The following is an 11,004-nucleotide window of genomic DNA, read 5'->3' as shown; positions in this document are numbered from 1 at the left end:
CAGTGGGCGTACGCCCAACCAGGGGATATCCCGATTGGCGTGCAAGAACTGGTATTGTGCCTCCTTGTCGAAATGCCGCAGCCGCAGGAAGATCGCCGAAAACCGCTGTACAAATTTTTCGCCAAATCCCGCTCGGTCCTCCTCGACCAGAGTGCTGCCGCCGCCACACCAAATAAAACGCGTAAGCTGCTTGCTGCGCATTGCCGCAAAAATATTGCGGGTGGCATCTGTACACAGGTTTTCTGGCGAGTGCTTGTCGACGCCAATGGCGAACAGCACCGCGTCGGTACCTGCCGGCAGGGCTTGGGCGACTTTGGCGGCATCCAGGGCATTGCCCTCAACAATATGCAGCTGTTGGCGCAGCGCCTCGGGTAATTTACTGGGATTGCGCAGCAGTACGGTGAGTTCATGGCCGGCGGCGAGCGCCTGGCGCAGGCATTCGCTGCCCAGTGCGCCGCTTGCACCAAAGAGTGTTATTTTCATCGCGCTTACCTCGTGGTGTATCGCTGGCCGATGTACTTGCCGTTGAAATACTGGCCATCAGCCCGTTTTGGCAGCCTAGCAAATGTTGGGCGATGGCCGCGTCGTCTGTTGCGGGTAGGGGAGGTCGCCGGCTGTGGCGCAATGTCCCGTGGTGCAATGTCCCGTGGCGTGAGTGCCGGGGGGCTTGCCGTCGAGTGGGCAGCGAGGGGCCGGGCTGCGGGCGGCCGCGGCGTGCAGTGACAGGCCTGTGCTATGTGGCGCTGTCGGCTGCAGCCGGAATTGACGCGCGCCGCGCTGGTTATCGGCTGACGCCGGCTGGCCCTTGCCAGGCGGATGGCAAGTTGCAGTCTCTAATTAATATCGCCTGTGTTTTGGTGTTAGGTATAAGTACATGGTGGTCATGCTTGGTGAATACCTGCGGAACTAAGTGCTTGTGCGGTCGTAGTTTGCGGGCTGTCTTACGCCGGTAGGTACTATTTCTTATTCTGTCAATAAATACCTTCCCATAGGCTTTTCCCATGTATAGCGCGTTGTGTCTTATAACAATGCGTTGAGAAATTCAGTCGTCGTGGGAGAGAGGTGTATGGGAAGTATTCGGTCGGCGATAGCAGTACCGACTCGGTTGGGTTGCCTGGTGGCCGTGCTGGCAAGCGCAAGCGCCTTTGCGGCAACGACCACTACTACTTTTAGTGTTACGGCGACGGTTGTCGATTCCTGCTCGGTCAGCGCCGCCAACTTGGCCTTTGGCAACGTTGCGCCAGTTAATAACCTTAATATCGATGCCACCGGTTCGGTGACCGTGACCTGTTCGCTAGGCACCAGCTATGCGGTAGCCCTGGACGATGGTACTAATAGCAGCGACGGCAGTGTCAACACGCGGCGGATGACCGACGGTTTGTCCAATTATTTGTCCTACCAGATGTATACTGACGTCGGCCGCACCGATGTGTGGGGCGAAACCTCTGGCACTGACGATGTTACCGGCACGGGCACAGGCTTGAGCGTACCGATAGTGGTTTATGGCCGCATTGCCTCGGGCCAGCAAGAAACACAGACGGGTAGTTACACGGATACAGTGAATGTTACGGTCACCTACTAAGTTAGGGTCACGTACTAAGGTTTGCAGCTATGATGCGCTTGTTAAGGATAGTGGTGCTGACCGCAGGGATGCTGTCGACGTTTGTCGTAGCGGCGGGCTCCTATTCGGTATATCCGGTCACCCTGGGCCTCAGCGACGCTCGCCCTGCCACCACCCTTAAGGTTCGCAATAGCGCGGCGGCCCCCGTTACCCTGCAACTGGCCGTTAAACAGTGGCAGCAGCCGGATGGCGAGGACGACTTGCAGGAAACCCGCGACATTATTGCTGTGCCGCCGGTTTTTACCATCGCTGCCGGCGGAGAACAGATTGTGCGAGTGGGCTTGCGTAAGCGCGACACTGTCGGACGCGAGCAGGCGTATCGCCTTTTAGTGAAGGAAATTCCCTCGGAAAATGGTGTCGGGCAGGGCCTGAAGCTGGCCCTGAACATGAGCCTGCCCGTGTTTGTGCTGCCTGAGCGGCCGGTGACTGCCGAGCTGGCATGGCAAGTGCGGCAGAGAGACGATGGTCAGCTCAGTCTGTCCGTGGCGAATCCGGGTGATGCGCACTTCAAATTCACCGAGTGGCGCCTGCTGGCTAAGGGCAGTGTGATTGCCGCCGGTGAAAAGCTGCGCTATGTGCTGCCGGGAGCGCGCCGCGAGTGGTCGACGCAGCCCTCACGTCCACTGGCCAAAGGTGACAAGCTGCATATCGTCACGGTGAGCGCTGGCCGAGAGCAGCGCACCAGCGCTGTCGTCGAGTGAGGGTGGTTGAGCCTCGCAATGAATCGTCATGGAAGACTGCTAGTCAGTTTGTGCCTTGTGCTTGCCCTGGCGTCTCAGGCCGATACCGCCACCGCAGCTGACAAGCAGACGGTCTTTTCCCGCCATGTGGTGAATGTGCTAGCCAATGGTGTGCCCACCGAATTTTCTGTACAGCTGCTGGTAGGCAGCTCCGGTGCGTTGTTTTTGCGGGCCACCGATATGGCCGCGCTGGGTTTTTCAACGCCGGCTTACGGCGGGATCGTCGACCGCGGCGACCTCTATCTGCCCACTGATTCCCTGCAAGCCTTGCGAGTGTATGCCACCCTGGAGCAGGGGCAGCTGTGGTTGCGGTCGCTGCCGAAGGGCGCGGCGCAGCGAGTCAAACACCACCATGCCGGCGAACCTGTGCCGCACCAGCCCACCTCGCCAGGCAGCGAGCGCTACCAAGAAGTGATTGTTCGGGCGGTGATCGATCATCACAACAGCGGCCGCGAGTTAAAAGTACTGCGCCAGGGCGACCGCTGGTTTATTTACCGCGAGGATCTTGTGGCTTTAGCGCTGCCGCTGCCGCAGCGGCCATCGATTATGGTCGGCGCGCATCACTACTTCTTGCTGGATGGTCATTGGCCGTTCAAGGCGAGCATTGATCCAACCTGGAACCTGCTCAGCATTGAGCGCGGGGAGCGCGAGGCGGAGGGCGAGCTGTCGGAGACCTGGTTAGAATTCAGCGTCAATGGGTCGCGGCAATCGCGCCTGGTGCAGGCACTCAGTGACCATCGGCAGCAATTCTATTTAACGGCTGAAACGCTCACCGAGTTTAAATTGCGGATGCCGCAGCAATTCCTTGAAAGCAACGGCGAAGCCTTTTATTCAGTGCAGGCAATGGCGGGGGTGTTGCCGGTTTTCGACCCCCAGCGTCAGGCGCTGACCCTCTATGCAAAGGCCGAGGCTTTTCAGGCTAGCCAAGTGGACGGCAGTGATTTTGAATATGTGGAGCCGGATTCTGAGCAGCACGGCGCGCTGCTAAATTACGCGGTGTTTGGCTCCAAGAATGACGTGCGGGATAGGGTTAGCGGGCAATTTGAAGTGGGGGCATTCTGGCGGCGGGGCTTTTTCTCCAGCCAGCATCTGCTGCGGGATATGACCGGCAGCGAGCGCGAATCCATTCGGCTCGAATCCAGTCTGAGAATCGACTGGCACGAGCAAATGCGCAGCCTTACCCTGGGCGACACCCTCAACGATGCCGGGGCCTGGGGGCGGCCGGTGCGTTTTGGCGGCTTTAAGTGGGGCAGGAATTTTTCCACCCAGCCCGGTTTTGTCACCTTCCCGACGGAATTGATTGCCGGTGACACCGTGGTGCCGTCAACAGTCGATGTGTTTGTGAACAATGTGCGGCGCTCCAGTGAACCGGTCGACCCCGGCCCGTTCGCCATTAGCAATGTGCCCGTCGTGACCGGTGCGGGTGAGATGCGCATCGTCACACGCGACCTTCTGGGCCGCGAAACCGTCACTACCCGGTCGTTTTATACCAGTACGCGACTCCTCAAGGCCGGCTTGCATGAATACAGCTACGAGGCCGGTGTGTTGAGGGAGGGGTTTACGCAGCGCAGCAATGACTACAGCAGGGGCTTCGTCAGTGGTAGTCATCGCTATGGTTTCAACCGCTGGTTTACCGGAGAGATTCGCGGCGAGGCCACGGCGGATAATGGCGCAATGGGGCTGGCTGCCAATATTGTCTGGCCGGCGGTCGCCGAATTCAATATCGCGGTGGCCGCCAGCCGAGACGAAGATAGCCGCTCTGGCGAACTGTTGTCACTGGGGTTTCGGCGGCAGGCCAATCGCTTTAGCGTGGGGGCTAGCGCTACCCGGCGCAGCGCCGACTTCGCGCAACTTGGCATGGCTGACGGCGCCTTGCCCGACGCCTTGGAGTCCACCGCCTTTGCGGCCTTTAGCTTGGGTCGCGGCGGTAACCTGTCGCTCAGTCATATAAAACGCGAGCGCCGAGCTGAAGCGGATATTGCCTTTGCTACACTACAATACTCAAATCGTTTGTGGGGGCGCGCGCACCTGCGGCTGAGTTACCTGGAGCCGGATAGCGCCGGTATTGAGCGCAGTCTTACCCTGTCACTATCCATGCCGCTGGGCCGGCACAACTCAGGGCAGTTGAGCCGCCGGAGCGAAGGTGGCCAAACCAGCCAACGCATGGAAGTACGGCGCAACCTGCCGGCAGGACGCGGCTTTGGTTATCAGCTGATGGCGGAATCCGGCGAGCTGGACCGCTTTGAGGCCGGCGGCAGCCTGCGCACCGACGTTGGGCTGTTTAGTGCCCAGGCTGGCCAACTGGGCGAGGCGCGGGAATACCGGGCGTCCATCGACGGCGGAGTGGCTTTTATGGGCGGGGAGGCGTTTTTGAGCCAGCGGCTGGATCAGGGCTTTGCGGTGGTCGATGCCGGGACGCTGTCCGGGGTCGATGTCTATCGCGACAATCAGCTGCTGGCGACGACTGGCGACGACGGCAAGGCCTTGGTTCCCGGATTGCGCGACTACCAGCGCAACCGGATTCGCCTAGACGATGCCTCAATGCCGTTAAATATTCAGGTGGCCTCTCTGGAGCGCACAGTGATACCGGCGTATCGCCATGGGGTTAAACTGAAGTTCGATATTAAACGCGCTCGCTGGGTGGGCTTCCGGCTGGTCGACAGCACCGGCAAGGCACTGCCTGTTGGCGCGCAGTTCCTGCATATGGCGTCGGGTAACGCCTCGCTGGTGGGGGCCGAGGGCCAGGGCTTTATCGAGCTTGACCCGGGCGAGCATCAACTAAAAGCCTGGTGGCAGGGTGAACACTGTCGCTTCCAGCTGCGCGTGCCCGAAACAGCGGAGCCGATGCCAGACATTGGGGAATACATATGCCGATAAGCGAATGCTGGGCAGTGAACAAATTCAGGCAAACCCTGCGGGTCGCGGTGTGTCTGGGCCTGCTTGGCTGGGCCCTGCCCGCGGCAGCCAGCTGCAGTGTCAGCGCCACGAATTTGGCCTTTGGCGACTACGATTCCCTGGGGGGGCTGCCTGTCGACAGCGTTGGCAGCGTCACGGTCAGTTGCATTTTATCGCTGGGATACAACATTGAACTGTCACAGGGCGGCGCCGGCAGCTTTGACCCCAGAACGCTGATCAGCGGTGCCAATACCCTGGACTACAACCTGTTTACCGATGCCACCTACCTGACTATTTGGGGCGATGGCAGCGCTAGCACGGCGGTTGTGTCGGGTTCGGTTGGTTTATTGCTGCTGCCGGTGGTGCACACCGTTTACGGCCGCATTCCGGGTGGACAGAATGTTGCCGCCGGCAGTTATGCCGACACCATCACCGTGACGGTGGTGTTTTAGTTTTACCGCCGGTCGCACAGCACCGGGCTTAGCCGGTTTCAGGCTGGTGGTATCTGCCGCAGAGAGCGAGCGCGGCTCAGGCGATGCTCCGAATTGCCCACAAGTGCGTAAACGCAGCATGACTCAAACAAGGAGCGCGTTATGTTGCGTATGGCTGTTCTCGGTTTGTTGCTCAGCGCGCTCGCTGCCTGCGCGACGGCCAAACCCGCTCTGCCGGCCCCCGTCTCGCTAGACCTACAGCGCTTTATGGGCGACTGGTATGTGATTGGTTTTATTCCCTTGTTCCCCGAGCGCCATGCCCACAATGGCGTAGAGAGCTATCGCCTGAGCGCGGCGGGGGAGATCGAGGTGGCCTACCGGTTTCGCAATGGCCGCTTTAACGCGCCCTTAAAAACCTATCGGCCGTCGGCCACAGTGGTGAAGCATACCGCCAATACCCAGTGGAGAATGCAATTCCTGTGGCCGTTTAACGCCGACTACCGCGTGGCCTATGTGTCTGACGACTACTCGGTAAGCATTGTCGCCCGCGCCGCCCGCGACTATGTGTGGTTGATGGCCCGCGAGCCGACGCTGCCCGAGGCGCGCTACCAGGCCCTACTGACGCGCATCGCGGCAATGGGCTACGACATGGCGGCATTCAAACGCCAGCCCCAACAGTGGCCGGAAACTGAGCCGCGCCCGCCGGCGTTTCCCTAGTCAGCAGCCTGGCGCAGTGCCTTCCTCTTGTGCTCCGCCGTGCTGACCACAGCCGGGTGGACGGCGAGGGCCGGGCAGCCATCGGCTAGAGCGCGGGTAAGGGAAATCACCTAGCTTAAATCCACCCTTGGTCAGCTAATATTAAAAAACACATCCGCTCTAAAATGGAAATTAGAGTATGTTAGAGAAGGACCCACTCAGCGAACCCACCGCCCCCCAGCTCGTCATCGAGAACGCCAAGCAGCAAGCGCTGAATCAGATTGTTTTCTGCTTGGCCGTGGTCGGCGCTATCGGCGGTCCCCTCTCTGTGGCGCGCACCGTTGTTACCGGCTGGCAGGCGATTTATGCCTTGCATATTGTTATCAGCATCGGCGCAATTCTGCTTTGGGTGTTTTCGGGAAAACTCCCTTACCGCATTAAATTCTGGTCGTTGATCTCGGTGATGTGGTGCGTCGGCGTTGCCGGCCTGGTCAAATATGGCATGTTGGGCGCGGGCAGCTGGTGGCTGGCCTCCAGCGCGCTGCTGGGCGGCATGTTGGCCTCGCGCCATATCGGTTTACTGCTGGCGAGCGGCGCGATTGTGGTCACCACTCTGGTCGCCTATTGCTATACCTCTGGCATTTTCGCCCTGCGCCCGGCTATTGAGGTCAGCGACTATATGCACTCGCCGATCACCTGGGCCACCTACTTGGTGTCAGTCGTGTGGCTGCCAATGATTATTTTTACCTCCTTTTCCCGGTTTTCCGGCCTTATCACTAGCCTGGCAAACGAAACCGCCGCGGCCCAGGCCGAGCTCTACCGCATGGCGAGTGTCGATACGCTGACCGGGGCTGTGCGGCCCCATATTTTGCAAGCCAGGCTGGAATACGAACTGCTCAAGGGCAAGCGCTCGCAGGCAGGTGTTGGGGTGATATTCATCGACCTGGATAACTTCAAACCCATTAACGACACCTATGGCCACGCCGCTGGTGACGCCATTCTTGTTGAAGTGGTCAGGCGCGCCCGCGGCGCACTGCGCGAAGAGGATATTATTGCCCGAATTGGTGGCGACGAATTTATTGTGGCGATCACCGGCGTCACCACAGAAGAGCCATTGGCGAAAGTGGCTGAAAAACTGAAACGCGCCGTTGAACAGGTGTTTTACTACCAGGGCCGCAAATTAGATATCGGGCTCAGTCTCGGTATGGCCAGCAGCGTGGGCAACGATCTCAGTGTAGAACAGTTGATCAGCGCCGCCGACCAGCGCATGTATCGCGACAAGCGCGGCGGCAGAACGCTAGCGTCGGTGCAGACCCCACTTAATCACGGTGCGGCCTGAATTCGCTGGGCTGGAAGATTTAGGCCGGCAGGCCGAATTGCACCGACTGAAACGACTCCAGAATCGGCCCCGCTACCTCCTGCAAAAACTGCTGATGGCGGGGGTGATTCACATAGGTCTTTAAGTCCGCCTCAGAATGAAATTCCGCCACCAGCGCATAGTCGGCATTGCCCCGATAAATCCCCGCGTCGGGGCCGAACTGGTAGCTGACAATTTCAGGTATCGCCTCGGGCAGGGCGCTAAGCCCCGCCGTGACCGCGTCGATGTCGGCTTGAGACGTGCCCGCTTTCCAGTTGAGTAGTACCACGTGCTTGAGCATTTATTTAGTGCCCCATATCTTCGAAACCGCCGCATCCGAGCCCAGCGTGCCAATAATCAACGACACGAAACCGACGCTGAAGAACACCACGACCGGAATCAGCGAGCCCAGCTGGCCGCTATTCAGCGCCGCCGCGCCTGAGCCCAGTGCTAGTATCCAGAACAGTGCCCCCACAACGTTCAGAATCACCCGGTGAGAAGGTTTGTAGTTGGCAGGCGTTTGCTCGGTCTCGAAGATCCGCAGTATCGGCCAGCATAGTTTTGTCAGTAGGTCTCTCATAAAGCCAATCTCTGTGCCTGAACAAGTGCGGGCAGAAGTGCCTGAACAAGTCCCTGAGTTTACACAAGAACAAAACGCCGTGCTGGGCCACGCGTCGATAGGGCGTCCAATTACGCCTTGCACCGCCGCCTCCGGCAGTCCCGTAAGGGCGCAGATTTAGCCTGAATCAATCTGCCGTCTGTGCGGTATTGAGGGCAATAGCTTATAGGCCTTGCCCAAGGGAAAGCAGACTATGCAAGCACAGGATTGAATAGTCTAAGCGTGATATTCTGCCGGCCACGTATTAATGCTCAGGGGATTAGACCTTGCTCAAATGTGAAGTAATAGAGCCGCAAGCGGTGGCCGATGCGGCGGTGATCTGGCTGCACGGCTTGGGTGCCAGCGGCCATGATTTTGTGCCAGTGGTGCCTCACCTCGGTTTACCCGACAATCATGGTGTGCGTTTCGTGTTCCCCCATGCGCCAGAGATAGCCGTCACCATAAATGGTGGCATGGTGATGCCCGCCTGGTACGACATACTCGCTATGTCGCTAGAGCGCGAGATTGATCTAGCGCAGATAGAATCGTCTTCGGCAGCGGTCAGGGAATTAATCCAACGCGAACTGGATGCCGGCATCCCCAGTGAACGCATTGTGTTGGCGGGCTTCAGTCAGGGCGGGGCCGTGGTGTATCACACTGCGCTGTCCTACCCCAAGCCACTGGCGGGCTTACTAACGATGTCTACCTATTTCGCCACCGCCAAAGAAGTAAAACTGTCGGACGCGAACAAGGCCCTGCCCATTCATATTTTTCATGGCAGCCAAGACCCTATGGTGCCGGAAGTGATGGGGCATACCGCCAAGCAAATTCTGCAAAGCATGGGCTTTACACCTAGCTATCGCAGCTACCCCATGCAGCACGAAGTCTGCCTTGAGGAAATCGTTGAGATTGGCAACAGCCTTAAGGAGTGGCTGCAGTTGGCTTGAGCGGATCGCTAGGCGGCGGCAATCAAAGACTCAGACCTTATTGACTCAGGCTTAGCGTTCATTGCGCGCCATCGCCTCGGCCAGTTTAACCGCGCCGCCTGCCTGTAGCTCCTTAATGACCTGGGCCCGGTCTTCAGCGGGACGGTTCTGGCTGAGCTTATACTTGCACTGTATTTCACTGATCGTTATTTCAATGCCGACGATAGCGCCCAGCATTGTCGCGCTGTACTCCGGCTGCCAGGGCGCGTCAAATCCGGCCTCGTACTTAGCCGTCAGTGCGTTGACGATTGCCTGCAACTGCTTAGCATCGCGCAGGACCCGGCATTGCCCATAAAAATGCACGGCCTGGTAGTTCCAAGTCGGCACGCCAGGGCCGCGATACCACGAGGGCGAAATATAGTCGTGGGGCCCCTCTATACTGACGAGGACTTCCCGGCCGTCAAGTTCGCCATGCTGCGGGTTTTGGGCGGCTAAATGCCCGAGTATTCTGCTTTTGTCCTCGGCAATTAAAAAGGGCAGGTGGCTGGAAAACAGCCTGCCGTTGACGGTGGAGATCAGTTGCCCGAAGGCGTTTTCTTCCACAAAGGCAAATATCTCGTCCTGGTTAGTAACTTCAAAAGCTTTTGGGATATACACAATATTTCCTTGTGCGATTGCCGCGGGCAGCGCGGCGGCAGTGGCTAGCGTGGATGGCCACGTCGCCGGCCAATGGCATAGGCCAGCCCGCCTACCCATAGCACTGATGCGCCGTAGTTGATTCGCTGATACAGCCCGAACCCCGAGCCGGATTCAATAGCAGTAACCATCGGCACCAGAGCGATAACGGCCGCTGCTGTGCACAGCAGCGAAAACCAGCGCAGCCGCGCTGACGCGTATAAGTGGTTGCTCAAATAGACCCATATTCCGCTGGCGCTCACCAAGGAAACAAACATCACCAAGCCGGAGAGGTTGTGGATAATCTGCGCGGTCGATGGTTGCTCGGGATTACAGGCGATATCACAGGGGAAATAGCCCGCCAGAATACTCGCCACCCCGTGGATGGCAATGAGAATGCCTGTAAGCCTTGCCAGACGCGAAGCCGAAAAGCTGTTTACCAGTGAGGCGCCAAACACGATAAACAGAATGCCCAGCGGATAGTTATTGATCAGTGGGGAGAGGACATGGGTAGGCGAACCCTGTGCGCCCAGCTCGCTTAGCGCTTGATCAACATGGCTGTAACCCGGGTACATTGCACCCGCGGCGACCACCCCAATAAAAATCCAGAACGGGATCATCATGCCCGCTACATAGCCAATCTTGCTCAGTTTCTGGTTCATGTTTTGTTGCTGACTTGTCGAATAAAGGTAGTGTCGGCCTAAGCTTCTGGCCGGCGGTTTATACTGAATGTCACGGCCAGCGCTCGCTGTGTGTGGCCTTTTCCCGGTATTAGAAGCGGGAGATATTTCGTGTTGAATTTTACTGGTCTGCCCCGCAAAAAGTAGACCCGTCCAAGTCGGTTTATATAACTACTGGGGGGTGCTCACAAGTTGTGGGGTAGACAACACAAACTTTCCTTCGCGGTATTCTTGCCGCCAACGATAAACCATCACCGGGTGAAGGCCCAATACCTCAGCTATCTGGTTCGCCTTAACACCCTGCTTTTCCGTCAATTCGACAACTTCTACTTCAAAGCCGACGGCGTACTCAATTACCCGTTCTTTACTGTGAGTATTTGCCATT

At 58.3% G+C, this 11,004-nt stretch carries 13 protein-coding genes; 7 read left to right on the top strand and 6 right to left on the bottom strand.

Annotation, left to right across the window (positions count from 1 at the left end):
• On the bottom strand, positions 1-483 hold a 483-nt coding region (locus ABYM29_RS12730; protein ID WP_372865148.1), incomplete at its 3' end, for an NAD(P)-dependent oxidoreductase.
• Positions 484-1,066: 583 nt separating this feature from the next.
• Between ABYM29_RS12730 and ABYM29_RS12725 the strand changes: the two genes are divergently transcribed.
• The 6 genes from ABYM29_RS12725 (at position 1,067) to ABYM29_RS12700 (ending at position 7,722) form a co-directional block, all read left to right on the top strand.
• Positions 1,067-1,582 carry a spore coat U domain-containing protein gene (locus ABYM29_RS12725; RefSeq protein WP_372865147.1) on the top strand — a complete coding sequence of 172 codons (516 nt, stop codon included), beginning with the start codon at positions 1,067-1,069 and terminating at the stop codon, positions 1,580-1,582.
• Positions 1,583-1,611: 29 nt separating this feature from the next.
• Positions 1,612-2,322: a molecular chaperone gene (locus tag ABYM29_RS12720; RefSeq protein WP_372865146.1), complete on the top strand. Its 711-nt coding sequence runs from the start codon at positions 1,612-1,614 to the stop codon at positions 2,320-2,322.
• Between the two features lie 18 nt (positions 2,323-2,340).
• Positions 2,341-5,238 carry a fimbria/pilus outer membrane usher protein gene (locus ABYM29_RS12715; protein WP_372865145.1) on the top strand — a complete coding sequence of 966 codons (2,898 nt, stop codon included), beginning with the start codon at positions 2,341-2,343 and terminating at the stop codon, positions 5,236-5,238.
• Positions 5,229-5,708, top strand: coding sequence for a spore coat U domain-containing protein (locus tag ABYM29_RS12710; RefSeq protein WP_372865144.1), 480 nt, complete (start codon positions 5,229-5,231; stop codon positions 5,706-5,708). The genes ABYM29_RS12715 and ABYM29_RS12710 overlap by 10 nt, the downstream gene beginning before the upstream one ends.
• 141 nt (positions 5,709-5,849) lie before the next feature.
• Complete coding sequence (locus ABYM29_RS12705) at positions 5,850-6,404, top strand: lipocalin family protein (RefSeq protein ID WP_372865143.1); 555 nt, start codon at positions 5,850-5,852, stop codon at positions 6,402-6,404.
• A 178-nt stretch (positions 6,405-6,582) separates the two neighbouring features.
• Complete coding sequence (locus ABYM29_RS12700) at positions 6,583-7,722, top strand: GGDEF domain-containing protein (RefSeq protein WP_372865142.1); 1,140 nt, start codon at positions 6,583-6,585, stop codon at positions 7,720-7,722.
• Between the two features lie 19 nt (positions 7,723-7,741).
• Here the strand turns inward: ABYM29_RS12700 and ABYM29_RS12695 are convergent, their stop codons facing one another.
• Together ABYM29_RS12695 and ABYM29_RS12690 are read right to left on the bottom strand one after the other, a co-directional pair.
• Positions 7,742-8,041, bottom strand: a complete 300-nt coding sequence (locus tag ABYM29_RS12695; RefSeq protein WP_372865141.1) for a Dabb family protein — start codon at positions 8,039-8,041, stop codon at positions 7,742-7,744.
• Entirely contained in the window at positions 8,042-8,320 is a 279-nt protein-coding gene (locus ABYM29_RS12690) for a hypothetical protein (protein ID WP_372865140.1), read from the bottom strand. It abuts the gene before it with no gap.
• A 305-nt stretch (positions 8,321-8,625) separates the two neighbouring features.
• Between ABYM29_RS12690 and ABYM29_RS12685 the strand changes: the two genes are divergently transcribed.
• Positions 8,626-9,285: an alpha/beta hydrolase gene (locus tag ABYM29_RS12685; RefSeq protein ID WP_372865139.1), complete on the top strand. Its 660-nt coding sequence runs from the start codon at positions 8,626-8,628 to the stop codon at positions 9,283-9,285.
• A 51-nt stretch (positions 9,286-9,336) separates the two neighbouring features.
• Here ABYM29_RS12685 and ABYM29_RS12680 read toward each other — a convergent pair whose 3' ends face one another.
• The 3 genes from ABYM29_RS12680 to ABYM29_RS12670 all read right to left on the bottom strand — a co-directional run.
• Positions 9,337-9,921: an FMN-binding negative transcriptional regulator gene (locus ABYM29_RS12680; RefSeq protein WP_372865138.1), complete on the bottom strand. Its 585-nt coding sequence runs from the start codon at positions 9,919-9,921 to the stop codon at positions 9,337-9,339.
• 44 nt (positions 9,922-9,965) lie between these two features.
• A complete protein-coding gene (locus tag ABYM29_RS12675) occupies positions 9,966-10,601 on the bottom strand; it encodes a DUF998 domain-containing protein (protein ID WP_372865137.1) in 636 nt (211 codons plus the stop codon).
• 189 nt (positions 10,602-10,790) lie between these two features.
• On the bottom strand, positions 10,791-11,004 hold a 214-nt coding region (locus tag ABYM29_RS12670), incomplete at its 5' end, for a transposase (protein WP_372865136.1).

It is taken from the genome of Spongiibacter sp., from assembly GCF_041602295.1.
Taxonomy (GTDB): Bacteria; Pseudomonadota; Gammaproteobacteria; order Pseudomonadales; family Spongiibacteraceae; genus Spongiibacter.
This window is presented reverse-complemented; position numbering and strand designations above follow the sequence as displayed.